The organism is Mesorhizobium ventifaucium (genome assembly GCF_935822925.1).
Classification (GTDB): domain Bacteria; phylum Pseudomonadota; class Alphaproteobacteria; order Rhizobiales; family Rhizobiaceae; genus Mesorhizobium; species Mesorhizobium ventifaucium.
The window spans coordinates 153,680-176,136 of sequence record NZ_CAKXZS010000004.1 but is presented as its reverse complement, the minus strand read 5'-3'; the positions used below and the strand labels follow the sequence as shown (position 1 = coordinate 176,136).

General features: G+C 60.6%; 23 protein-coding genes and 2 pseudogenes. 8 read left to right on the top strand and 17 right to left on the bottom strand.

The window, feature by feature from the left end; translation table 11 throughout:
* Nucleotides 1–1,255: 1,255 nt before the first annotated feature.
* Nucleotides 1,256–1,702, bottom strand: a complete 447-nt coding sequence (locus NMG70_RS04445; RefSeq protein WP_254023402.1) for a TIGR02588 family protein — start codon at nt 1,700–1,702, stop codon at nt 1,256–1,258.
* Nucleotides 1,699–2,457 carry a TIGR02587 family membrane protein gene (locus tag NMG70_RS04440; RefSeq protein ID WP_254023401.1) on the bottom strand — a complete coding sequence of 253 codons (759 nt, stop codon included), beginning with the start codon at nt 2,455–2,457 and terminating at the stop codon, nt 1,699–1,701. The genes NMG70_RS04445 and NMG70_RS04440 overlap by 4 nt, the downstream gene beginning before the upstream one ends.
* Before the next feature lie 282 nt (nt 2,458–2,739).
* On the opposite strand from NMG70_RS04440, the gene NMG70_RS04435 reads away from it, so the two are divergent.
* Nucleotides 2,740–3,183 carry a PPC domain-containing DNA-binding protein gene (locus NMG70_RS04435; RefSeq protein ID WP_254023410.1) on the top strand — a complete coding sequence of 148 codons (444 nt, stop codon included), beginning with the start codon at nt 2,740–2,742 and terminating at the stop codon, nt 3,181–3,183.
* A 42-nt stretch (nt 3,184–3,225) separates the two neighbouring features.
* Here the strand turns inward: NMG70_RS04435 and NMG70_RS04430 are convergent, their stop codons facing one another.
* The 3 genes from NMG70_RS04430 to NMG70_RS04420 all read right to left on the bottom strand — a co-directional run bounded on the left by NMG70_RS04430 (nt 3,226) and on the right by NMG70_RS04420 (nt 5,752).
* Nucleotides 3,226–4,500: a DUF763 domain-containing protein gene (locus tag NMG70_RS04430; protein WP_254023400.1), complete on the bottom strand. Its 1,275-nt coding sequence runs from the start codon at nt 4,498–4,500 to the stop codon at nt 3,226–3,228.
* A 171-nt stretch (nt 4,501–4,671) separates the two neighbouring features.
* On the bottom strand, nt 4,672–5,109 hold the full coding sequence (locus NMG70_RS04425; protein WP_254023399.1) for a GFA family protein: 438 nt from the start codon (nt 5,107–5,109) through the stop codon (nt 4,672–4,674).
* Nucleotides 5,110–5,113: 4 nt separating this feature from the next.
* A complete protein-coding gene (locus NMG70_RS04420) occupies nt 5,114–5,752 on the bottom strand; it encodes an alpha-ketoglutarate-dependent dioxygenase AlkB (RefSeq protein WP_254023398.1) in 639 nt (212 codons plus the stop codon).
* A gap of 139 nt (nt 5,753–5,891) precedes the next feature.
* Between NMG70_RS04420 and NMG70_RS04415 the strand changes: the two genes are divergently transcribed.
* On the top strand, nt 5,892–6,107 hold the full coding sequence (locus NMG70_RS04415; RefSeq protein ID WP_254023409.1) for a KTSC domain-containing protein: 216 nt from the start codon (nt 5,892–5,894) through the stop codon (nt 6,105–6,107).
* A 60-nt stretch (nt 6,108–6,167) separates the two neighbouring features.
* Here the strand turns inward: NMG70_RS04415 and NMG70_RS04410 are convergent, their stop codons facing one another.
* Nucleotides 6,168–6,380, bottom strand: a complete 213-nt coding sequence (locus NMG70_RS04410) for a hypothetical protein (RefSeq protein ID WP_254023397.1) — start codon at nt 6,378–6,380, stop codon at nt 6,168–6,170.
* A gap of 191 nt (nt 6,381–6,571) precedes the next feature.
* Here NMG70_RS04410 and ku (NMG70_RS04405) point away from each other — a divergent pair, with 191 nt between their 5' ends.
* A complete protein-coding gene (gene ku, locus NMG70_RS04405) occupies nt 6,572–7,441 on the top strand; it encodes a non-homologous end joining protein Ku (protein WP_254023396.1) in 870 nt (289 codons plus the stop codon).
* Nucleotides 7,442–7,444: 3 nt separating this feature from the next.
* Nucleotides 7,445–9,994, top strand: a complete 2,550-nt coding sequence (gene ligD, locus NMG70_RS04400) for a DNA ligase D (protein ID WP_254023395.1) — start codon at nt 7,445–7,447, stop codon at nt 9,992–9,994.
* A gap of 32 nt (nt 9,995–10,026) precedes the next feature.
* Here ligD and NMG70_RS04395 read toward each other — a convergent pair.
* Both NMG70_RS04395 and ku (NMG70_RS04390) read right to left on the bottom strand, forming a co-directional pair.
* A pseudogene (locus tag NMG70_RS04395) lies at nt 10,027–11,026 on the bottom strand (ATP-dependent DNA ligase).
* 32 nt (nt 11,027–11,058) lie between these two features.
* Entirely contained in the window at nt 11,059–11,862 is an 804-nt protein-coding gene (gene ku, locus NMG70_RS04390) for a non-homologous end joining protein Ku (protein WP_254023394.1), read from the bottom strand.
* 304 nt (nt 11,863–12,166) lie between these two features.
* Between ku (NMG70_RS04390) and NMG70_RS04385 the strand changes: the two genes are divergently transcribed.
* On the top strand, nt 12,167–12,856 hold the full coding sequence (locus tag NMG70_RS04385; protein ID WP_254023393.1) for a phosphoribosyltransferase: 690 nt from the start codon (nt 12,167–12,169) through the stop codon (nt 12,854–12,856).
* A 121-nt stretch (nt 12,857–12,977) separates the two neighbouring features.
* Here the strand turns inward: NMG70_RS04385 and NMG70_RS04380 are convergent, their stop codons facing one another.
* Together NMG70_RS04380 and NMG70_RS04375 are read right to left on the bottom strand one after the other, a co-directional pair.
* Nucleotides 12,978–13,193, bottom strand: a complete 216-nt coding sequence (locus tag NMG70_RS04380) for a hypothetical protein (RefSeq protein WP_254023392.1) — start codon at nt 13,191–13,193, stop codon at nt 12,978–12,980.
* Nucleotides 13,194–13,210: 17 nt separating this feature from the next.
* Nucleotides 13,211–13,456, bottom strand: coding sequence for a hypothetical protein (locus NMG70_RS04375; protein WP_254023391.1), 246 nt, complete (start codon nt 13,454–13,456; stop codon nt 13,211–13,213).
* A 391-nt stretch (nt 13,457–13,847) separates the two neighbouring features.
* Here NMG70_RS04375 and NMG70_RS04370 point away from each other — a divergent pair.
* Nucleotides 13,848–15,594 (top strand): annotated as a pseudogene (locus NMG70_RS04370) (thiamine pyrophosphate-dependent enzyme).
* Nucleotides 15,595–15,607: 13 nt separating this feature from the next.
* Here NMG70_RS04370 and NMG70_RS04365 read toward each other — a convergent pair.
* The 3 genes from NMG70_RS04365 to NMG70_RS04355 form a co-directional block, all read right to left on the bottom strand.
* Complete coding sequence (locus tag NMG70_RS04365; RefSeq protein WP_254023390.1) at nt 15,608–15,922, bottom strand: hypothetical protein; 315 nt, start codon at nt 15,920–15,922, stop codon at nt 15,608–15,610.
* Between the two features lie 141 nt (nt 15,923–16,063).
* Nucleotides 16,064–16,312, bottom strand: a complete 249-nt coding sequence (locus tag NMG70_RS04360; RefSeq protein WP_254016900.1) for a hypothetical protein — start codon at nt 16,310–16,312, stop codon at nt 16,064–16,066.
* Nucleotides 16,313–16,397: 85 nt separating this feature from the next.
* Nucleotides 16,398–17,219, bottom strand: a complete 822-nt coding sequence (locus NMG70_RS04355; protein ID WP_254016901.1) for an SIR2 family NAD-dependent protein deacylase — start codon at nt 17,217–17,219, stop codon at nt 16,398–16,400.
* Nucleotides 17,220–17,406: 187 nt separating this feature from the next.
* Here NMG70_RS04355 and NMG70_RS04350 point away from each other — a divergent pair, with 187 nt between their 5' ends.
* A complete protein-coding gene (locus tag NMG70_RS04350) occupies nt 17,407–17,730 on the top strand; it encodes a hypothetical protein (protein ID WP_254023389.1) in 324 nt (107 codons plus the stop codon).
* Nucleotides 17,731–17,748: 18 nt separating this feature from the next.
* Here the strand turns inward: NMG70_RS04350 and NMG70_RS04345 are convergent, their stop codons facing one another.
* From NMG70_RS04345 to NMG70_RS04330, 4 genes are all read right to left on the bottom strand, one after another.
* Entirely contained in the window at nt 17,749–18,642 is an 894-nt protein-coding gene (locus tag NMG70_RS04345) for an NAD(P)/FAD-dependent oxidoreductase (protein ID WP_254023388.1), read from the bottom strand.
* Between the two features lie 245 nt (nt 18,643–18,887).
* Nucleotides 18,888–19,361, bottom strand: a complete 474-nt coding sequence (locus NMG70_RS04340) for a DUF2269 family protein (RefSeq protein ID WP_254016907.1) — start codon at nt 19,359–19,361, stop codon at nt 18,888–18,890.
* Nucleotides 19,361–20,647 carry an SDR family oxidoreductase gene (locus tag NMG70_RS04335; protein ID WP_254023387.1) on the bottom strand — a complete coding sequence of 429 codons (1,287 nt, stop codon included), beginning with the start codon at nt 20,645–20,647 and terminating at the stop codon, nt 19,361–19,363. Before NMG70_RS04335 ends, NMG70_RS04340 begins: the two co-directional genes overlap by 1 nt.
* 507 nt (nt 20,648–21,154) lie before the next feature.
* Nucleotides 21,155–21,373, bottom strand: coding sequence for a hypothetical protein (locus tag NMG70_RS04330; protein ID WP_254023386.1), 219 nt, complete (start codon nt 21,371–21,373; stop codon nt 21,155–21,157).
* Nucleotides 21,374–22,163: 790 nt separating this feature from the next.
* Here NMG70_RS04330 and NMG70_RS04325 point away from each other — a divergent pair.
* Nucleotides 22,164–22,457 (top strand): hypothetical protein, encoded by a 294-nt coding sequence (locus NMG70_RS04325; protein WP_254023385.1) that lies wholly within the window; start codon nt 22,164–22,166, stop codon nt 22,455–22,457.

Here is a 22,457-nt window from a genome sequence, read left to right as displayed (position 1 = left end):
CGTCAAAACGTGAAACGCTCTAATGACCCAAGGCGGTCATCGCATGCAGCCAACCTGAACGTCTTCAATGACTTGAAGAGCCGTCATCGCGCCGCCGGTCCCCGCACGCCGAGAATCTCTCCTATCGGCCGGCGGTCTGAGCAGTGACAATTTTTGCAAGTCCGAACAAAATCGGTCTCGAATACCGTATTCCTTTAGGTACAGGAGGGAATTGATTTTTTATCATCACAATCAGTCGTTCCATCCCATCGCTCCCGAACTATGTCGAGCGCCAGCCGAACCAAATCTACGATGGCATCATGGTGCTTTGTTAGATATGCGTCGGATGTAATTTTCACCGTTCGCACGAGACTGGAGCCCTTAAGTAGCTCGACGGGTCCGTGAGCTCGCTACCGACGGCAAAGGTGATATTGGGTTGCTCCCTTGCATCGAGGTGGAGTTTTGCCACCGCACCGCCGCCTAGATGATAGACCAGAAAGAAGTGGACGCGTCCTTCTTCAACCTGAGGGGCGCTGCTTAGGATCAGGTCTCGTACTCGGGCCAACCGCTTCCGCCCTTCGTCCGATTTGTTCTGACAGAAGAGATCGAATTCGTTCACACGCCCCACCGTTTAATTTTGCGATGGTCGCGGAGAGCGGACATCGGTCCATTCCCATGGTTGATCATTTTACGCGTCAAGCTTTCGCTGTAGGCGCTCCCTGTACGGTGTGTGCCAATAGTCGTAGCCGTTCTTCTCCTCGTCATCGAAGAGGGAGGCTACGAAAGCAACAAACGTTGCCGCTTGAGGGCAGAGGTAGCTGTTTTCTTCGCTTCCCCAAACACCCCAATTGCGAACCCAACTGTAAACTGCGCCATGGTCTTCCATACGCAATGAGAGAATGATCTCAATTAGACCCGGATCAGCCCCGATGGCCAAACTTCCGGACGGCACACGATTTCCGAATTCCCCGGTCCACGTCACAACGTGATCCCAGCTATAGAGCGGATCGAGAAAATGCTCCGAGGGATTCTCGAATCCTTGGGCATCGAGCGTGCTTAAACATGTTCGGATATGGCCGCCCCCCATTGTAGCGGATCATGAAGCCACGATAGTCGTCCGGCAGCCGTAGGCCCGTCTCATGCTCCCAACTGGAAATCGCAGAAGCCGCGTGTCCGCCGGCATGCCATTCCCGATCAACCGGACTAATCAAGCCAGCGGCCGGGTTGACCGCGTTATTCACGCCGAGTTCCATCTCATCCATGGCGTTCCGACTGGTCAGGGTTCACTGTATCCACTGGCAAAGAGGCGCAGGTCATAGGCCTCGGGATCGCGACGAAAGATCAACGCGCCCTTGCGTTGGGATTTCTGTGGGACATAGTCGAGCGTAGCGCTGCTCTCCTCGACGACCTCATCGCCATTGCGAAGTTCACCTTTGATCTCGACAGCAGCAACTGATTTCCCCGCCCTGTTTGCAGCGGCGAACTCGACCACGTAGCCGCCCTCGGTGACCGCGACGCCAAGCGGCAGCACGACGATCCGGGCGGTCCCATCGCGCGTGCTCACGCCATCGACGACAAGATAGCTGAGCACGGCAAGCAGAACTACGAAGCTTATCCCCGCCACGACCCACTCCGTGACCGAAGTCCCGGGTTTGCGTGTCTTTGCTTTGGTGTCGGACTGCTGCTTCTGTTGCTTGTCGCCTTTTGCGGGGTTCTTTGTCACAGAATGAGCCTCGCAACCGCCGCCCCGAGCGCGCCAGGAAACGACAGAACCACGACTGCACTGAGTGTCTCCGAAAAGCCGGCGCCATCGGTCCTGCCGAAGGTCCACAGGATGTAAAGGTTCACAAGCATCACCAGGACATAGCCGACGATCGCATAACGAAAGAAGATGCTGACCAATCCAGCGCCTGGCTCGGGACTATGCGAGCCGCGGAATTCGAATTCGTAGACGAAGGCGTGCATGAGAGCGAGGGTGACCACCACCAGGGCGATTTCCTGCCAGGGCTCCATCTTGTAGGCGATGAGGACGACCTCTTCCGTTGGCGCGATGTTCACCGATAGAAACAGCGCTCCGACCACCATCAGGAACAGCTCTCCGGTGTAGCCGGGCTCGGGAATGTCCTCCTCCTCCAACAAACCCGTGCCGAGCTGAGCGCGCGCCAAAGATGCTCCTAGACTGCCTGGGACAATTTGCACGGCAATTTTGCCAATCACCTCCCGTAGCGGCATTTCGGCGGTCACAATGCCGAAAATAAACAACACCGCCGTAGCCGCCACAGCGGCCACAAGTATGGCCACAAAAGCATCGGCGATGCGGTCGCGGAGCGCCACCGTCTGGCGAAAGCCTCCGTACTTGTGCAGCAGCACCAGCATTGGCAAGGTGACAGCGAGGAACAGGGCGAGCCGCAGTGGGTGAAGGTGGAAGCCCAGCGCCCAAGCTTCCATGGTCATCAGCACCGGGACGGCGAAGATCAACGCTCCGGCAAAGGCACGGCCAAGACCAATCCAGAACTCACGCGGCGTTAGCGCATGCCTGACGATGATCTCGGTTGGCGCCACGTCCGCTCCTCAGAGATAGCCTGCGGGGAACAATGTTTCCTGGGCAATCTTGTTCCGGACCACCATCTTCTCCACAGTCGAACGACGCTGCGCTGTTCAAACCCAAGCCAAATCTCATGGGAACTCGCGAGCCAGCTTTCCGTTCAAACTCTCGATCGAATGACAATTCAAAGCCGACACAGCATCTGGAGTGAAATCATGAAATCGCAGCTCGTCGCCGAAAACGCCGGACAAAGGACGTTCGTGGTGGTGCTTGATCCCGGCGAGGAAGCGTTCGCTGCGCTTACAGCTTTCGCGGTCGATCACGATATTGGCGGCGCCTCGCTGACCGCGCTCGGCGCCTTCGAAAGGACGACTGTCGGCTGGTTCGATATCAACGAAAAAACCTATCGGAAAATCCCGGTACTGGAACAGTGCGAGGTGCTCAGCGCGATCGGCGACGTTGCGATGGGGGACGACGGCAAGCCCAGCCTTCATGTCCACGCGGTGCTCGGCTTGCGCGATGGCAGCACGAAAGGCGGACATCTGCTCGAAGGCATTGTTCGGCCGACACTCGAAGTCACGTTGGTGGAAGCGCCTGGCCACCTGCGCCGCAGAAAGCGCCCGGAACTTGGAATCGCGTTGATCGATCTGGATGCCTGAACGCTGATCAGGCCAGGTCCGCTGAACTGCGATCCGGCCGGATTATCCCTTTTGGTTGATTTGTTTGGCATCCGCGGGCGCCTCGGGTGCGGCCTCCCAGCCGAACACGCTGCGGCCGCCGAGCAGATGCGACTGATCGAACTCTCCGGCGACGATTTCCTTCAGGCTCGGGCCTGTGACATAGCGTTCGACCTGTCGTGACTGGTCGTCGAGCCGCTTCAAGGCACCGATTTCTTCGTCGCGACCGAGCCTGGCCTTGTGGACGGCCGACTTCAGGACGCCGATCGTCTCGTCATAGACTTTCAGCGGCACGGGGAATGGATGCCTGTCCTTGCCGCCATGTGCCAGCGAGAAACGCCCGGGATCGGAAAACCGGCATGGGGCGCCATGTAAAACCTCGGCGACCAGCGCCAGCGCCCGCACCGTGCGCGCACCGACGCCGGGGACCAGGAGAAGTTCGGAGAAATCGGCGGGGCCACGCTCGGCAGCCGCCGCCATGTTGCCATGAAGACGACGCATGATGACATCGGTTTCGCGAACGTCGTGGTGCGCCGGCATGACCAGGTGCGGCAGCATTGGCTGGTCGGGCTCCGGTGCGGCAGCCACGTCACGTTCGAGCGCGGCGAACTCCCTCAGAATGCGATCCGGTCCGAGGTCCTGCAGGAGATCCAACTGTCCCTTGCGCGAGGCGTCGGCGCGGCGGTCGGTCAGGTTGACGATCTCGCCTTGGTTTGCGCCCTCGATGGCGGCATGCGGCTGGTCAACAAAACTCTTCAGGCCTTCGGAGAGCCAGTGATAGCGGCGCGCCACCTTGCTGTCGCCGTTCATGCCCTGCTGCACCACGACCCAGTCGCCGTGATCGGTGACGATAAAGCCATGCAGATAAAGGTCGAAGCCGTCCTGGACGGCGGCGCTGTCAACCTTGGCGACGAGCCGGCTGGCCGTTGCCAGGCCTGTTCCATCGAAGCCGACGCGCTCGCCGATGGCGGCAAGCTCATGCGGGGTCTTACGCGAATGCGCGCCGCGGCCACCGCACACGTGAATACCGAGTTCGCCGGAAAGCGGAGCCAAACCACGTTTGAGGGCACCGATGACGCTGGTCGTGATGCCGGAGGAATGCCAGTCCATTCCCATGACGGCGCCAAACGACTGGAACCAGAAGGGATGCGCCAGCCGGCGCAGCAACTCTTCGCGACCGTAGTGGTGAATGATCGCCTCGCACATGACCGCGCCAAGGCGCGTCATACGGTCGCCGAGCCATTTCGGCACGCGTCCGCCATGAAGTGGAAGGTCTGCGCTTCCCGATCGTTGTGCCAAATCCTGCCGCCTGTTGCCGATCTATGCCTTGCGCTCAACAGATAGGTATCGAAAGCGGCGTGAAGAAGCGATGATGTCCCCTTTTTGAGCTGCCGATGCGCGTCCAATTCCATTGCCGGCCTCGGCGTTTGCGCGGTATCACAGATCGACCCATTGGCGGCGTTTTGCCGGTTACCGATCGGCGGGATTTCCGACCGCCGGATCGCGTCGCCTTGAATATCTTCCCACACGCGGCAGATCGTCACGAAATTCCACCCACGGCAGCTTCATGTCCCAATAGGCATGAGCCTGCGGCGCAAAGCGTTCTGGGTGGTCGAAGAAGCCGATCGTCAGATAAAGTTCCTCGGGAAGCCCTTGGTCGAAGTAGGCTATGGATGTCCCGCAATCGGCGCAGAAGGTGCGGAGCACGCCTCGGGTCCTTGAGAATTTTTTTGGCGCGCCGGTGAGCAATCTGAATTGGGTCGGTCGATAGCCGACCCAGACGGTCAGCGGGCTGCCTATCGCCTTGCGACAATCGTCATCGTGATCAGAGCAGATCCAGAACGGGTCGCCGTGCATCTCCGCACTTATCGAACCGCAAAAACAGGAGCCAGTCTCGATCCTGGTCATCGAACTATCGCTTTGATCGAGGCGACCCTTGCGGGTGCAGGGTCCGCAGGGTGATGGAATAGCGGTGCGCGGCAACCGGCGGGATGCTGTGCTGCCATTCGGTGCGCGCCGGGCCCGTCATCAGGTAAGCCGACCTTGGCTCGAGGGTGATAGTCTCGCGATCCCATCTCTTGCCGTTCTTCCGGCGGAGCCGAAAGCTGCATGGCGCAAGAAGAGAAACGCCGGCCACGGTATCGAACTGAGGCTTGTCGCGATGCCAGCCGATACCAGCACCGGGCCGGTACTCGTTGATCAAGACGTGCACGAATGCGTCGTCGGGCAGCCGCGCAAATGCCGCCACCTTGTCCCTGAGCGGCATCAGAAAAGCAGGGATAGGCGGCGCCTCGACGACTTTGCGATGGTCAAAATCATAGCGCAGGCCAAAACCGGCGACGCGCCGGTTAGCGAGATGGCCATGAAAGTCGAAAGGCTGGAAGGCGAGACTTTCGAGCTGCCGCGCCAGTTCGGCCTCTTCCTCCGCCGTGATCAGCTCCGGCTGGTAGCAAAATCCTTCCGGCAAGTCGTCACGTGCGTGAAAGTGGGGCGCGCGAAACAGGTCGCCTTGGCCAGCGAATCCCGGCTGCCTGGTTTTGAGCGATGGCATCAACCCTAATTGGTGAAGCCGGCCGCTGGCGGCAAGGCCTTGGAGGCGACGGGCCGGCCGGATCATCGCCTCCACATGCGCGAGACGGAACCCAGATTGCCGGGGCGGGTTATTGCCCAGGCGCGTCGAGTGTTGGGAAATGCCTTCAACTGTTATCCAAAGCATCAATTACGATCCGGCGACGAGGACCCTCTCCGTATGGTTTGTCCCAAGCGGAAATCGCTACGATTTCGACGACGTGCCGCCGCAGGCTTATGCGGCATTCCGCAAGGCCTGGTCAAAAGGCCGGTTTTTCAACGCGTTCATTCGAGACCGGTATAGCTATCATCTGGTCGAGCAGAGCCAGTCACGGTGAGATCTTTTGCCCTTGTCGCCCGTAATGCATCCGGGAGAATCCAGTCGGCCTGCCCGATTCTCATTGCGCCGGCGGCGTTCCGGGTTGATCGCCGCCCGTGGTTGTCTTCGGCGTCGGATCCTTGTCGACCTCGGGATTTTGATCGACGGTGTTGGTGTTGCTCTGGGTCGGCTCAGTGCTGCTGGTGCTGCCCTGTGTCGGTTCGGTCTCGTTGCTGCAACCCGCCAAAGCCAGAGCCGCCGCCAGGGCCGACAAAAATGATAATCTCGTCATTGATAGTCCCGTCATGGCCTACCGCTCCCTTGCTGCTCGACAACGGCGGGTGGTGAATTTGGTTGCAGCGGAATGGCTGTCTGCTGGGCCCAGGACCCTTCTGATCATCGCCGCGCAGGCGCCAAGGAACAAATCTCGGCGCCGCCACGTTGCATTCCCTGTGCAATGCTTGTAACCGCGAGGCTATCGTCTTGGCGCCGAGAGCAAATTGGAAGGGTTTTCTGAAAATCGGAGAACTCAGCTGCCCGGTGGCGCTTTATACGGCTGCCTCGACCTCCGAGCGGATCGCCTTCCACACGATAAACCGCGCCTCGGGCCATAGGGTGCATCGCGCTTTCGTCGACAGCGACAGCGGCAAGCCGGTCGAGAAGGACGATCAGGTCAAAGGCTATGAGATCGGCTCAGGTGAGTACGTCGTGCTCGAACCCGATGAGGTCGCAGCCGCTGTTCCCGAGAGCGACAAGACGCTGTCGGTCTCGGCCTTCATCGGCTGTTCCGATGTCGACGATGTGTATTTCGACAAGCCCTATTACCTCGCCCCGTCGGACAAACACGCGGAAGAAGCGTTTGGGCTGATCCGCGAGGGCATGCGCAGGAAGAAGGTCGCCGCGATTGCCCAGACCGTGCTGTTCCGGCGCGTCCGGACCCTGCTCGTCCGCGCCTATGACGAAGGCCTGGTCGCAACGACGCTGAATTTCGATTACGAGGTGCGCTCGGCGGATGAGGCTTTCGACAACATCCCCGATATGAAGATCGAGGGCGAGATGCTCGAACTGGCCGAACACATCATCAAGACCAAGAAAGGCAAATTCGATCCGACCAAATTCGACGACCGTTATGAGGCGGCGCTGGCCGAGCTTGTGAAGGCAAAGCTCGAAGGCAGGAAGATCACCGTTCCGAAGCCGGCCAAGCGGGAGAAGGTCGTCAATCTCATGGATGCACTGCGCCAGAGCGCCGGCGTTGGCGGCAAGCAGCCCTCGACAAGAAAGCCCGCGGCAAAGTCAAAGCCAGCGCGCCATGCCAAGGCGAAGCAGACAGCGCCGCGTCGGAAGGCCGGCTGACCGATGGCGCTCGAGACCTACCGCAAGAAGCGCAATTTTTCCGTTACCCCGGAGCCGCAGGGCCGCAGGGCGCCCAGGACCGGCAACAGCTTCGTCATACAGAAGCACGATGCCACCCGGCTCCATTATGATTTTCGCCTCGAAATGGACGGCGTCCTTAAGAGCTGGGCCGTCACAAAAGGGCCGAGCCTGATCCCCGGCGAGAAGCGCCTTGCCGTCCACGTCGAGGACCATCCTCTGGAATATGGTGACTTCGAAGGCACCATTCCGAAGGGCGAATATGGCGGCGGCACCGTCCTCCTTTGGGACAGAGGTACTTGGACGCCGATCGGCGACGCGCATCGCGGCTATGCGAAAGGCCATCTCGATTTCGAACTTCACGGCGAGAAGCTTGGCGGCCGCTGGCATCTTGTGCGGATGGCGGGAAAGCCGCGGGAGAAGCGCGAGAACTGGCTGCTGATCAAAGGGGACGATGACGCCGCGCGCACCGAAGGTGATCCCGACATTCTGAACGAGCGGCCGGAATCCGTCGCGACCGGCCGCAAGATCGAGGACGTCGCCGGTGAGGAGCCCGGCTGGTCGTCCAAGACAGGGCGCATTCGCAAGCGCCGCGGCGGCAGCACCAGGCCAACTCCTGCGGAACAGCCTCCCGCCACTGTCAGCGTTCCCGAACTGTCAAAGATCAAGGGCGCCAGGAAGGCAGCACTTCCCGATTTCGTCGAGCCGACGCTGGCGACCCTGGTCTCGTCCGCGCCGTCGGGCGAACGCTGGCTGCACGAGATCAAATTCGACGGCTACCGGTTGCAGGCCAGGATCGAAGCCGGCCGCGTCAAACTGTTGACGCGGAGCGGTCTCGACTGGACGAAGAAATTCGGCAAGGCGGTCGTTTCGGCGCTGGCCGATATCCCGGCCGGGACGGCGCTGATCGACAGTGAGCTCGTGGTCGAGACATCCGCCGGCGCATCGGATTTTTCCGCGCTGCAAGCCGATCTCAGCGAGGGCCGCAGTGATCGCTTTCGCTTCTACGTTTTCGACCTGCTTCATCTCGACGGCTACGATCTGCGTGACGTTGCGCTGATCAAGCGCAAGGAATTGCTGGAAAAGATCATCGGCAGAGACAGCGGCATCATCAGCTACAGCGGCCATTTTGAGGAGGATGGCGCCTTGGTGCTTCGACATGCCTGTCGGCTGAGCCTGGAAGGCATTGTCTCCAAGCTTCGCGATGCGCCCTACCGCTCTGGCCGCAGCAAGAACTGGGTGAAGTCGAAATGCTCGGCGCGGCAGGAATTTGTCGTGGCCGGCTATGTCCCCTCGACAACGTCGCGCAAGGCGATCGGTTCGCTTGTCCTGGGTGTCTATGACGACGGCAAGCTTCATCATGTCGGGCGCGTCGGCACCGGCTACACGGCGGCGGCTGCCGAGAGCCTGTTCAAGAAGCTCGAGCGGATCCGCGTTCCGTCAAGCCCGTTCGACGAACGGCTGGCCGCCGAGGAGGCTCGGCAAGTCCGCTATGTCAGGCCGGAACTCGTCGCCGAAGTCGAGTTCCGGGCGTGGACCGCCGACGGCAATCTACGCCACGCCTCGTTCCGCGGATTGCGCGAAGACAAGCCGGCGAAGGAGATCGTGCGCGAGACGCCGAAGACGAGCAAGGCAGCGCCCCAACCTCAGCGCCGGACCGTAAAGCTCACCCATCCCGACCGCCTTTACTGGCCGGACGAGGGCGTGACCAAGGAAGGTCTCGCCGACTATTATGCCGAGGTCTGGCGCTATGCGTCGCCCTACATCGTCGGCCGGGCGCTGGCGCTGGTGCGATGTCCCAACGGGATTTCGGGCGAGCAATTCTTCCAGAAGCATGCCTGGAAGGGGCTCAATCCAAACATCGTGCTGGTCCACGACCCCAAGGATCCGCCCGACGAGCGGCTGATCAGCATCAATGATCTCGATGGGCTGATCGGTCTCGTCCAGTCGGCGGCGCTGGAGATCCACCCCTGGGGCTCGATGGTGAGCGATTGGGAGCGTCCGGACACGATCATCATGGATCTCGACCCCGGCGAGGGCGTGAGCTGGCAGGCGGTGATCGAAGCCGCCGTCGAGACCCGCGACCGGCTGAAGGATGCAGGGCTTGTCGCCTTCATCAAGACCTCCGGCGGCAAGGGTCTGCACGTCGTGGCGCCGTTGAAGCCGAAAGCGGAATGGCCTGTTGTCAAAGCCTTCACCAAGGCGATTGCCGACTCGATGGCCGCCGACAGTCCCAACCGCTACGTCTCGACCATCACCAAATCCAAACGGCGCGGGAAAATCCTTGTCGACTATCTGCGCAACCAGCGTGGTGCGACCGCGGTCGCACCCTATTCGACAAGAGCACGACCGGGTGCGGCGGTGTCGATGCCGCTTGCCTGGGACGAACTCGGCCCCAGCATCGGACCGGCCTATTTTACCGTCGAGAACACGCCGACCCGGCTTGCCTCGCTAGCGTCGGATCCCTGGCAGGATTTCCGCACCGCCGCAGCGCCAATCGAAAACCGTTCAAACCGGCGCAAGAAAGCGGCTTGAGGACGGCACTACGAGTGCATGCATCGGAATAATCAGGCGATCTGCTCGAACGTGCATTGCTCTGGTGCCTTGTCCGGCCGCCAGCGCAGGAACTTGGTGCCATGCCGGAAACGGTCGCCGGTGACGTGGTCGAAGCGTACTTCGACCACCAGTTCGGGCCGGACCGGCTCCCATTCGCCGCTGCGCTCGGTGCTCCAGCGGCTCGGCCCACCCGGCGTCTTTCCGGTAAAGCCGGGTGGCTCGCGCATGGCTTCGAGTTTGCGGGTAAGCTCGGTCCTGTCGTCCTTGGCAATGGTCGAGGTGAAGCCGACATGATCGAGCTTGCCGGCCTCGTTATAGAGACCCAGCAACAATGAGCCGACCTGCGGGCTGTTGCTGAGATAGCGGAAGCCGCCGACCACGCAATCGGCCGACCGCAGCCGCTTTACCTTCACCATCGCGCGCACGCCCGGTTGGTACGGGCCGTCCAGCCGCTTGGCGACCACGCCGTCTGTCGCCCCATGTCCGGCATCCCCTAGCCAGGAGCGGGCTTCCTTCACATCGCGCGTACAGTGCGAGAGCACGATGTTCTTGCGGTTTGCCGAAGCGACGAAAGCCTCAAGGATCGCTCGCCGTTTTTTCAGGGTCCGGGCCAACCAGACGGTTCCGTGCTCGTCGCAGAGCATGTCGAACAGGACGATGTGCGCCGGGGTTTCGGCGGACAACTTGCGGATCCTGCTCTCGGCGGGATGAAGCCGCATTTGGAGCGCGTCGAACGAAAACTTGCCATCGACCGAGATGATCGACGACAAAACGGCGCGACGGTAGTTCCTTCAATGTCTCGACGAGTTCGGGAAAATAGCGTCCGAGCGGCTTGCCTGACTTTGCGCGCAACTCCACCGCATCATCCTGCCGGAATGCCAGGCAGCGAAAACCATCCCATTTGCGCTCGTATTGCCATCCGTCTCCTTCGGGAATCGCATCGGCGGCCTTGGCTTCCATTGGAGGCGTATCGAGCGGCAAGGTGAACCCGCCATCACGGAAGACCTTCATTGTACTGCCTTGTGCTCCCTGCTCCCAGGCGCCTATTTGCGCTTTCCGGCCTCCGAGCCGATGCTCTTGCGCAGCGCATCCATGATGTTGATCACGTTGCTGGATGGTTGCTCGGCCTTGACCTTCGCCTTGGCCGGACCCTTCTTGCCCTTCTTCTTCGAGGCAATGATCTCCAGCAGCCGCGCCTGGACGGGATCTCCGGTCATGGCGGGATCCCATTGCCTGGTTCGCTCATCGATAAGGGCCGAGACCATATCCATCAGTTTCGGGTCGGGTTTGACGTCGTCGATCTTGCCGAAATAATCCTCGGGATCGCGGACCTCGTCGCCATAGCGCAGTGTCCACAGCACGATGCCCTTGCCTCGTGGTTCAAGCATGACGGCGCGCTCGCGGCGGTACATGACCAGTCGCGATATTCCGACCGTCCCTGTCGATTTCATCGCGTCGCGAATGACCGAGAATGCCTCCTCCCCAACCGGGTCGTCAGGGGTGAGATAGTGCGGCTTGTCGTACCAGATCCAGCCGATGCTGTCGGCATCGACAAACATGTCGATGTCGATGGTGCGCGTACTCTCCAGCGCGACCGCGTCGATCTCATCGTCCTCGAGCAGGACGTATTCGTCCTCGCCGCGTTGGTACCCCTTCACCTCGTCGTCTTCAGCAACGGGCTTGCCGCTGACGGCGTCGACATATTGGCTGACCACCCGATGCCCGCTCTTGCGATTGAGCGTATGAAACCGGACCTTTTCGCTCTCGGTGGTAGCGGGCGTCATCGCGACCGGGCAGGTCACCAGCGAAAGCTTCAGATAGCCTTTCCAGAAAGGGCGTGGCGCCATCGAGCACTCCCGACAGGAGTAAAACAGTCGAACGCAGCAGGGCGATCGATTGTTCCAGCAGCGTTTTTGTCGCGCGCCTGGCCCACGGTATAAGCCCTTTGCCTGGGTGGCCCTCCGGGCCAGCAGCAGAACCGGGGGGCCAATCGTATGGTTCGGCAAAATTTTTACCAGGGTGAGACGAAACAATTGCCTCCGATCATCGTTTCGCCGGCAAGGAATTTTGGTCGAGGAGTGCGACCGGCCTGGGTGTTTTCGACAATCCGGGCCTGAGTAGCGCGATGCTAGGGCCAAAAGGGTGAAGACCATGAGCTTTGACGCCTTGAGATTCAAAGATCGAACGGATGCGGGGCGCCAGCTTGCCGCCGCTTTGACCAGGTTCGCGGCAACCGATCCACTGGTGCTGGCGCTGCCGCGCGGCGGCGTGCCGCTTGGCTTCGAAGTGGCGAAGGCGCTCCGTGCCCGGCTCGACGTGCTGCTTGTGCGCAAGATCGGCGCGCCGGGCCATTCCGAATATGGCATCGGCGCGATCGTCGACGGGGAAAATCCGCAGCTCGTCCTCAACGAGGAGGCGATGGCTTTGGTCCGGCCGTCAAACGATTACGTCGAAGCAGAGAAACAGCGGCAACTGCTCGAAATAGAGCGCCGCAGAACCCTCTATCTCGGCAGCCGGCCTGCGACTTCGGTCCTGGGCCGGACCGTTATCGTCGTCGATGACGGCATTGCGACCGGAGGCACGGTCAGAGTGGCGCTCAAGGCGCTAAGGAAGGATCGGGCCGCGCATGTCGTCTTGGCCGTTCCGGTCGCACCCCAGGACACGCTGGACCTTATCAAAGCCGATGTGGACGAAGTGGTCTGTCTCGCGACGCCCGAGCCGTTTGGAGCCGTGAGCCAGTATTATGAGGATTTCGCGCAGACCACCGACGCAGAGGTGGTCCGGCTGCTGCGTGAGGCAGAGCAGTTCGAGAGCAAATCGTCGATGCGATCTGCCGGCTAGCCCGTTCGCCGACAGCCGATGGGGCACGCCATGGCTGGCAAGGGCCGACGGATGGAGATCGTCGAGCGCGGCGATATCTTTCTCTACTGGCCAAACCGCGCCCCAGCGGCGAGCGAGCCCTTCAATCGCGCAAACGATTGGCAGCGTGATCCTGGCGCTGCTCAGTTGCGATCTGCTTGGAATCCAGACCGCGTTCCTTCGTATGCTGAGCCTTGTCGCGGTTGGACAGGATCTGGTTTTCTTCGAGCTGATCCTTTGGGGTCGTGGTCATGGCACCTGTACCAGAACCCTTTCCCCGTGCACCCGCTCCGATGTGCTTCTTGCCACCTTTTGCCATGGGCCTCGCTCCAATTCTTAGTCGTCGGGACGGTTCTTGTGATGAACGCTCTCCTGATTTTCTCCGCGAAGGATGTTGCGATCGTCAGGGTCAACGAGGTCGGGTGTCTTGGACGTGATTTCCGACCCCTTGCGCAGCGCTTCACGTTCCGCTGCTGATCGCTTCAGGTCAGCCTCTGCGTCGAAATCCTTGCCGGCGCCCTTCGTGTTCTCCCGCTTTTCAATGATGCGCAATTGCTGCTCATGGGTTCTGCGTCCAACCATTGGTTTCCTCCAAGGTACCTTGCGTTCGATTTGAGGCCCAGATCGCTGGCGGCAATCGTCGACTTCCCGGTGTTGCAGGTGGCAACGGTCCTTGCCGAAGCGGGACCAATCGTGGGCCACCACGATCTGAGCCTGTCCTTATGGCGATAATGGCAGGGCGGCGGGATCGTTCCGAGATGGCGGCCGAATAACCGTCCATCGCTCATCGACTCCGGGCTGCTCATCCGCATCTGCCATAATCCGTCGGTCTTCTCCTCGCGGTGTTCCGATGGAACATCAGGGCATCTCCGTCGTTCGGCGACTGATCGCCTATGTCCACGTCTGAGCCCCACGCCGCAGCGAGAGCGTAAAGCTGCAGGCTCGGGACAAAACACACACACAGGAGGCAACCATGCCCAACACTGCCGAGATCCTTGTCGACACATTGATCGCCTGGGACGTGCGCGTGATCTTCGGCCTGCCGGGGGACGGCATAAACGGCATCATGGAGGCGCTGCGCACAAGGCAGGACAAAATACGCTTCGTCCAGGTGCGGCATGAGGAATCCGCCGCCTTCATGGCGACGGCCTATGCCAAATGGACGGGCAAGCTCGGTGTCTGCCTCGCCACCTCAGGGCCAGGAGGCACTCACCTGCTCACCGGCCTCTACGACGCAAAGCTCGACCAGGCGCCGGTCCTTGCCATAACCGGCATGCAATTTCACGACCTGATCGAGACGTTCACGCAGCAGGATGTCGATCTCACCCGCGTTTTCAACGACGTCACCGTCTTCAACACGCAGGTGACCGACGCAGCGCATATGGAAAACGTAGCCGGCCTGGCCTGTCGTTCCGCGCTTGCGGGACGCGGCGTTTCCCATCTCTCGATAGCCAGCGACGTGCAGGAACAGACGTCGGCAAAGCGCTCGCCCCGCAACCTTCCAAGACACACGCCCGAACGGTGGTTCGAAGGGGACAAGCGACCCGACGAAGCCCAGCTTGCTCTTGCAGCTGACATCCTCAACACAGCCTCGAAGGTGGCGATACTTGCCGGGCGCGGCGCGCTGCATGCGAAGCCCGAACTCGAGAGGACGGCGGAACTCCTCGCCGCACCCGTCGCCAAGGCCTTGCTCGGCAAAGCCGTCCTGCCGGACGATCACCCGCACGTCATGGGCGGAATAGGAATATTGGGCTCGCTGACCTCGCAGGAGATCATGGAGGAATGCGAGGCGCTGCTGATCGTCGGCTCGACCTTCCCCTACATCGAATACTATCCCAAGCCGGGCAAGGCGCGCGGCGTGCAGATCGACCGCAACGCGCAGCGCATCGGCCTTCGCCATCCCGTCGAGGCCGGCCTTGTCGGCGATGCGGCCATCACGCTGCAATTGCTCAATGAAAGGCTGAAGCCGAAAGCAGGACAGAGCCTTTCTCGAAGATGCGCAGCAGAGCCTACAGCGCTGGCGCAAGATGATGGCCGAGGCGGAAAGCAGGGACGACGTGCCGCTCAAGCCGCAACGAGTCGTCAAGGCATTCGGCGACCGAATGCCGGCCAATGCGATCCTGGCCAGCGATTCCGGCCAAAACACCGAACTTGCCGCCCGTCATATCGATATCAAGGCAGGACAGGATTTCGCCGTCTCGGGCTCGCTGGCATCGATGGCCTGCGGGCTGCCCTATGCGATTGCCGGCGGGATCGCCTTTCCGGGCCGGCCGGTTTTCGCGATTGTGGGCGATGGCGGGCTGGCGATGCAGCTTGGCGAATTTTCGACAGCCGTGCGTTACAGGATTCCGCTCAAGCTTCTGGTGATCAAGAACAACATGCTCAACCAGATCGCCTGGGAGCAGATGATGTTCCTCGGCAACCCGCAGTTTGCCTGCGAACTCCAGCCGATCGATTTCGCCCTGGCCGCTGAAGCTATGGGGGGCAACGGCTACAGCGTCACCCGGCCTGAGGACGTCGATGGGGTTCTTGATGCCGCGTTTGCCGCGGAAGGCCCGGTGATCATAGAGGCGGTCGTCGACGCGTATGAACCTATGCTGCCGCCGCGCATGCCGGACGAATATCGCAAGAACATGCTCACAGCCCTGCGGGAAACGCCGGGCCGCAAGGAAATCGAAGCAAACCTCGCTCGGGAGCCGCTGAAGACGATGATGGGCTGAGTTCCCTCGCGGGTTAGTCCTTGACGTAGGCGCCTGGCTGGCGGCCGCTCTTCGGAGCCTTGGCGTCCTTGGAACGCTCGGCGATCGACGGACCGGCGCCGGATGTCTTTTCGGTCGCTGCACTGGGCGTGGACTGCCTGGGCGGGTTCTGCCCTTCGGACTGATGGGTTTTGTCCTCCACCTCGTTGCTTGACCGTGTCAGGCCCATCCCCCCGGCAGGCTTCTTGTTGCCGGCTGCCTCCTGGGAAAATTGATCCGACGCGTCCGCATCTTTCTTGGCCGGGTACTTGGTCGCGCCATGTTCGTAACGGGTCTCGTTTTTGCTCATAGCATTTCTCCGGTTTCACGGATTGTGGCTAAACACTCCTGTTGCGGTACCGCCGCCAGCGCTTCCGACGGCGGCATATGCGATGCGTGCAGCGCCCGGCCGGCGCGGCTCTCGATATTCGGCACGCTCAGGCGTCATCAGTCAGGCATCTTGCCATGGCGCGTGCAGAATATCGGCGCCCGGCTGCTCGTCGAAAAGGACCGCGCAGCCGCGCTCCCACGCCACCGGCGAAAGGGCGTTGGCCACAACTTCGTCCGGCGAGATGAAATCACCGGTCAGCACCCGCAACTCTTCGACGGCTTTGGCCATCGACACCAATCGCCCTGCGGCGCGGTCGGTGGTGCAGGCTTCGATGACGGAAACGAGATCGATCATTTGGAACTGGCCCATTATAGGCCTCCGCAAACAGCATCCCTTCGCGGCTATGAACGTCGCAACGATCGACAATGTTCCCGGCCGGCCGAACGCATACGCGCTAAGCCTGGTCCGTCGCGTCCTTGAGTTCGCTCAGGAATGCCACCAGAGCATCCTCCGGCCGATCGGCCTCCTCGGTTAGCATGTCGATACCCCACCGTCCGAGAACCGCTTCCTGGACGACGCTCGGCTGCGGCATGAAGACGAACGACTTCGGACGATTCTTTTCATAACCGGACCGGCGCCAGGTTTCCCAAAGCCGATACAGCAACAGACGGATGTTCATGTCTGACATGCTGTAGCCGATGAACAGGACGGTGCGCCCCAGTGCGTCGGCGCGAAACTTCACGTCCAATGGTGATTCGAACGAGAGCCGCTCGAAATAGTCGGACTCCGCCAGAACCAGCGATGCATCGTCGTCGAAATCGCCGTGGTATTTGATGATCTGGGTAACCTCGCCGTTCACCTTGGCGATATCCTTGGCATTGGCCACTTTTACGAACGCGCGGTCGTGGACCTCGAACGCAACCTCAAGGTTTCGATCATAGTTGGTGGTGTAGATGATCGGGAAATCGAGTGACACGATCAGCTTGTGGATCGCCGATCCCCTGACTTTTTCCCGCGAGACGCTCCATTCGCGATCCATCCAACTGCGCAAGGGGCCGAGACTGCCATGCTTCAGCCGGTAATATTCGGCAAGAGCCTGGTAACTGGACTCAGGCCTGTCGACCTCGTCTCGATCGAGGCCGAGTTCATCCACCATATGCTCGATGAGCTTCTCCCAGGATGGCAGGCCGACGCTCATCGACACCCCCGCCCCAACGAACAAGATCGCTCGTCGCTCTTTCACGGATTGAGCCAGTTGCTCAAGTGCAGACGGCATGGCCAACTCACCAGGCAATGATCCAAACACAACTGCGAATGGCGCCCTCTGTTCCGGAGAAGCAGGATCAGCGCCAATTCTGTTCAGAAAATCGGGCCTGTTCAGAAAATCGGGTGTGTTCAGCATATGCGGCGCAGACGGGAACCGCTGAGGCAGATCGAAGTTTGGTTGCCAGGGAGACACCATGATGGCCGCACGACGAGATCAGACGCCCGCCAAAGCGACAGGCGATATTCAGGCCGGGGCGACACAGGATAAGACCCCCGGGTTCGATCCTGCCGCCGCACCTGAAGAGACCGACGCCGAAGCGGCAGATGTGCCGAATCCTGTCGCCGAGGCTCGTCCACGGCGACAGCCCGAGTTCACGAATGAAGCAAGCTTCGGCGATGCCATGCGGCCGGTAGGAAGCGAGCCTGATCTTCAGCCTCGCAGCAACTGGCCGGTGCTGGTGATTGCCGCAGTCGTTCTCGTAGCGGCCGCCGCCTTCGTGCTAGCAGCCATGCTGCGCTAGCGAGGTAGGTTTCGAGAGCTATTCGTACCCGAGGGCGAGGTCATTGTGAACATCTGTCGCGGCGATCGCAGCCTGGCCGAAAGCGACTGCGATCTGGTTCAGGGCCTTGACCAGGTCGCCGATGGCATACACCCCCTCGACCGAGGTCCGCTGATGCTTATCGACGACGACATAGCCCTCGTCGCAGCATTTGACGCCCATTGCCAGCGCGAGTTCGGAACGCACCTGGCATCCCATCGCCGGATAGATGACGTCAAAATGGCGCACCTCGCCGTCCTTGAGGATGGCTTGGTAGCCGCTGTCGGTGGGAACAAATTTTTTGAATGCGTCGCAAACAGCAATGTTCTCTTCCATGGCCACGCGCCGTGTGCTGGCGGAAAAATCGGGAAGATATCGTGCGAGCATTGTGACGTGCCGCGTATACTGCTTGAGGAACAGGGCCTCTCGCAGCACCTGCGCCTCGTGACCGATGACCGCGACCTGACGATCTATGACTTCGTAGCCGTCACAAACCGGGCAAAGGCGTACGCTGCCTTTGGCGATGGCCTCGCGCAGACGCGGAATTGCAGGCACGACGTCAACGATACCTGTCGCCAGGAATACCTTGCGGGCGACGATCCGCCCGCCGTTGGTCTCTGCGCCGAACCCGCCTACGGTCGGCTCGACCGATGACGCCTGATCCTGGACCAGTGTCGCTCCGAACTTGGCGGCCTGGGAACGAAGCCGCTGCAGAAGATCGGGGCCGCTGATCCCTTCCGGAAATCCCGGACAGTTACGGCTTTGCGCAATCAGCATCGCGCGCGATTCACCCGCGTCAACCACGACGACCCGATGACGGAACCTGCCGAGATAGATAGCCGCCGCCAGCCCCGCAGGTCCACCGCCAAGAATGAGAACATCCGCTTCAGTCACGGATAAGGCTGAATGTCGGCGTTTGCGCGCGGGTTGATCCATCCGCGCCGAACGCATTCATGGGAAAGATGTTCCAGTGCCGAAAATCGAAGCAACGACATCTAAAGCGTGTCGCATTTGAACGGATTCATGCGACGGGCTTCAAGTTGTTGTTTTATGGATGATCATTGTCGCAAAATCGCTGCGCACCCTCAGTCAAGCCCGAGGGCATGCTTTGGCGCGACATGCATTATCGCGGCAAGGCGTTACCACTCGATCGCCGGCCGCGCGATCATCAGCCAGAAAATCCCGAGCACGGCAGCAAAGGCGGGAAAGCCAAAGGCGAACCACAGCCAGAAAAGCCTGCTATACCGGGCCGGCAGCGGGGCCCCCGCTTTGGCGGCTTCGGACGCCAGATTGCGCATCTCCATCTGCATCCATACCACCGGCAGCCAGAACACACCGGTGACGATATAGAGCGCGATGGACAGCACGATCCAGCCTTCGGAGAGCGAGTAGCCCGCCAGCCAGGCGAGCGCGACGCCGGTTATCGGTTGCGCCACGACGGCAGTTGCCGTGAAGAGAAAGTCGGCGACCACTACGATGCGCGCCACTGCCGCAATTGTTGCCGCATTGCCGGTCCTGTGGGCGAGAAGCATGAAGAACGCGATGCCGGCGCCGGTGCCAAGCAGCACGCTGGCACCGATGACATGCAGGAACTTCAGCACGAAATACAGCATCAGCGCTCCTCCAGGATCGCCAAGGCAACGAAGTGAAGGACGATGATCGGCAGGACCTTCAGAAACGGCCCAAGCGGTTCGTTCCACAGGTCGGGGCGCAGCAACGTGCCCAGGAGCAGATAGAACAGCGAGAGCGCGATGCCAGAGTAGAGACCTTTTCGCGCCGTTGGCCGCCAGGCTATGAGTGCGCCGACGACGATGTCGGCAAGAGCGCCGGCGATCACGGCAGGCGCCGACAACATGCCAGCCCCCGTGCTTTGCATGAGGTCGATGCCGTTGCCGTAGCCAGTGGTCAGCGACACAATCCCTGTCATGATCCAGAAGAACGGCAGAACGACGAAGATTGCAGGCTTGGTGAAATAAAGCCCGGCAAACCATTTTTCCTGCACCGTCGCCGGATTGAGCGCGAGGAACTGCGCCAGGCTTTGTGGCCGCATGCCGGTCTGGGAAATCCAGTCCGATGGATCTCCGAGCGCACCTCGCGTGATCTCCCTGGCGGCGTTGGTGCGCATCGGAGGCCGCCAGCCGAGCATCGCGGCAAGATCGCCGAGGCGGTAGAGAAGCCGCGCAAGCCATCCCGGCAAGACCAGTCTGGCTGCGGGAGCCCAGCCGAGCCAGCGGCGGAAAGTACCGACGATCTCATCCATGGTCAGCTGTTCGGGACCGGCAAGTTCCAGCGCCATACGAGACGGACTGCCGGGATTGAGAAAGAAGACGACCGTCGAGACCACATCTTCGAGCTGCACGACCTGTAGCCGGCCGGTATCTGGCATTGATGGCAGGATCGGCAGCGAGGCCAGGCCGCGGAACAATGCACTGGCCCCGAACACAGGCCGGCCGAGCACAACGGAAGGGCGAAGGATTATCCAGTCGAGGTCAAGCGCCATGAGCGCCTGATCGCCGGCATATTTCGTTGCCGAGAACGTCGAAGGCTGTGCCCGATCCACACCCATTGCCGAGAAGTGGATCACCTTGGCAACGCCGGCCCGCGCGCAGGCGAGAAAAAGAGCCCCCGCCGCATCGCGATGGACTTGCCCGGTCTTTTCGCGAGGGCTGTCCTGCAGAACGCCGGCACAGTTCACGACGGCATCGACGCCAGTCAGATGCGGCAGCCAATCTTCAGGGCGTAGCGCGGCGGCCATATCCAGCACCAAGGCCTGGTAATCACGGGCTGCATTTGCCCGAGGGCGACGGACGATGCCGACGACCTCATGTCCTTCGGAAACGAGGCGGGCGCAGATTGAAGCGCCGATCAAGCCGGTGGCTCCAACAACGAGAATTCTCATCGGACCCCGATCTTCGGTAGCGGTAACCACGAGATCGTCGCCGTTCTATTCGGCGCGTATCTCTTCCATATCGTCGATGTTTTTCCGGCGCTGCAAAAAGCACACGTCTTTCGGCCAGCTGCTCAGGGTTGATGATAGGCATTCAAGTCGAAGGCGGCGACGTTTACTGGTGATTATAGTGCGCGCTTGCAGCGTTGCTCCCAGACAATTGTCCTCCCGGCGCCGCGTGACCACGAGTTTGGTGTGCAACTTGATCTAGAGTACAGGGGGGCTTCGTCAACCGGACCGCGGAGCGACCTGCGCGATGAAACCGAAATCTGTTTCCGGGGTCATGCGCTGGTCCGTGTGCCCGCGCATGACCCCGACAATCGGAAGATTTTCGGAAAGGATCATGCGCAAAACCAAAAGCGCTACAGCGTCCTTTGCGCGTCCAAAGGACGCGCGGCGCTGTAGGCAGCGCAGAAAACGCCATCAGTTTGGCCGCCAGAGTAGAGTTTCCAACGGTCTCTAACTCGATGGAGCGGAACCTTCATTTCTGTACTCATGAATGAGGCCAAGGATTTGCGAGCGGACCAACTCGCGAGCCTCCGGCTGAACGAACGGCATCAACAGTTCGACCCGTTCCTCAACGCTCTCGGGAAGATCCACAGCAGGATCGATAAGGTCGTTACCGTGCGCGTAGAGATTTTCCGTCAGCTTCTTGTTGAGATCGGAAAAAATGCCCATTGATCTGCTCCAAACCAGCTTCTCTGTTTAAATTGAAGGCCGACGAAAATGTTCCCCGGATGATCGATCACAACGGCTGCTTCTCCGCCGAAGCGCTGGGGCTGGTCCAGTTCCACTTGTCCGGGCGGCAAGGAATTCAGGCAGTATTTTAATGTAGGAGAATTAGAGAGACGTTTACGCGAGGTGCGAAAAAGCAACGCCAATACAGCTGATTGGTTATGACGTAAGTACTCTCGCAGATGTGGTATTGGCCATCCGGGGATTCCTGCACACGGTCACGCGGAATGGCGAAATTATGCGGCAAGTAAGTGTAACCACCGTCTATCCTGGACCGTACCGACGAGCGAGGTATGGCGCGGCAATCAGAGCCACCGCAACACTTGAATTTCGTCAGTGGGTCAACCTTGTCCTCGTACCAATCATGGGCGCTAGCGGCAGTTGTGGTGACTATACAGATCGCAGTGAAGACGAGTCTTCGCATGGCGCTCCTCAAGCATTTGGCAGGCGCTGCTCGTTCGAGCGCCTATGTATATTAGCCTTCCATTAAAAATACCATTGGCCAGGCGTCGCGTCATTCGGTGTCCGTGTCGGCCAAGCGGTCAGATTACGTTGGATTTGAGGGCTAAAGCGCTGCCGAACCGCAATGATTGCGGTAGGCGATTTGCTGCAGGTCCGTTTGCACCCCCACATTGAAATCCCGTCACACTTGTAACTCTCAGTTCCCCGTCTGCCCGAACTAGCCTCTTCGTATCGAAACCGTGGAAACGGCGAATTCGACCACAGGACCGAAATGACGATTTTTGCAGCAAAAGAGAAAGCCACTCCGTTGCTCGGGCAGGCGGTCGATCTTGGCCGCTGGCTCGGGCTCGCCGCCGCACCGACCTTTGCACTGATGGCGTGGATTTCTGCTGTCGGCTCGGCGGGCATGACCATGTGCTCTGCCGCCTCGCCTTTCATGCCGATCAACGACATGGCCCTGATGTATCTGCTGATGAGCCTCTTTCACGTATCGCCGTGGCTGAAGCTGTTTTCCGCCCGTTCGCAGCACCGCAACACTTCCGTCGCCCAAACCAAAGGAGACTGA

Bases quoted from the DNA above. Each gene is read 5' to 3' on its own strand.
- NMG70_RS04435 (WP_254023410.1), top strand. From the start codon at position 2,740: ATGAAATCGCAGCTCGTCGCCGAAAACGCCGGACAAAGGACGTTCGTG.
- NMG70_RS04425 (WP_254023399.1), bottom strand. From the start codon at position 5,109: ATGACCAGGATCGAGACTGGCTCCTGTTTTTGCGGTTCGATAAGTGCG.
- NMG70_RS04420 (WP_254023398.1), bottom strand. From the start codon at position 5,752: ATGCCATCGCTCAAAACCAGGCAGCCGGGATTCGCTGGCCAAGGCGAC.
- NMG70_RS04415 (WP_254023409.1), top strand. From the start codon at position 5,892: ATGCCTTCAACTGTTATCCAAAGCATCAATTACGATCCGGCGACGAGG.
- NMG70_RS04410 (WP_254023397.1), bottom strand. From the start codon at position 6,380: ATGACGAGATTATCATTTTTGTCGGCCCTGGCGGCGGCTCTGGCTTTG.
- ligD (WP_254023395.1), top strand. From the start codon at position 7,445: ATGGCGCTCGAGACCTACCGCAAGAAGCGCAATTTTTCCGTTACCCCG.
- ku (WP_254023394.1), bottom strand. From the start codon at position 11,862: ATGGCGCCACGCCCTTTCTGGAAAGGCTATCTGAAGCTTTCGCTGGTG.
- NMG70_RS04385 (WP_254023393.1), top strand. From the start codon at position 12,167: ATGAGCTTTGACGCCTTGAGATTCAAAGATCGAACGGATGCGGGGCGC.
- NMG70_RS04380 (WP_254023392.1), bottom strand. From the start codon at position 13,193: ATGGCAAAAGGTGGCAAGAAGCACATCGGAGCGGGTGCACGGGGAAAG.
- NMG70_RS04375 (WP_254023391.1), bottom strand. From the start codon at position 13,456: ATGGTTGGACGCAGAACCCATGAGCAGCAATTGCGCATCATTGAAAAG.
- NMG70_RS04365 (WP_254023390.1), bottom strand. From the start codon at position 15,922: ATGAGCAAAAACGAGACCCGTTACGAACATGGCGCGACCAAGTACCCG.
- NMG70_RS04360 (WP_254016900.1), bottom strand. From the start codon at position 16,312: ATGGGCCAGTTCCAAATGATCGATCTCGTTTCCGTCATCGAAGCCTGC.
- NMG70_RS04355 (WP_254016901.1), bottom strand. From the start codon at position 17,219: ATGCCGTCTGCACTTGAGCAACTGGCTCAATCCGTGAAAGAGCGACGA.
- NMG70_RS04350 (WP_254023389.1), top strand. From the start codon at position 17,407: ATGGCCGCACGACGAGATCAGACGCCCGCCAAAGCGACAGGCGATATT.
- NMG70_RS04340 (WP_254016907.1), bottom strand. From the start codon at position 19,361: ATGCTGTATTTCGTGCTGAAGTTCCTGCATGTCATCGGTGCCAGCGTG.
- NMG70_RS04335 (WP_254023387.1), bottom strand. From the start codon at position 20,647: ATGAGAATTCTCGTTGTTGGAGCCACCGGCTTGATCGGCGCTTCAATC.
- NMG70_RS04330 (WP_254023386.1), bottom strand. From the start codon at position 21,373: ATGGGCATTTTTTCCGATCTCAACAAGAAGCTGACGGAAAATCTCTAC.
- NMG70_RS04325 (WP_254023385.1), top strand. From the start codon at position 22,164: ATGACGATTTTTGCAGCAAAAGAGAAAGCCACTCCGTTGCTCGGGCAG.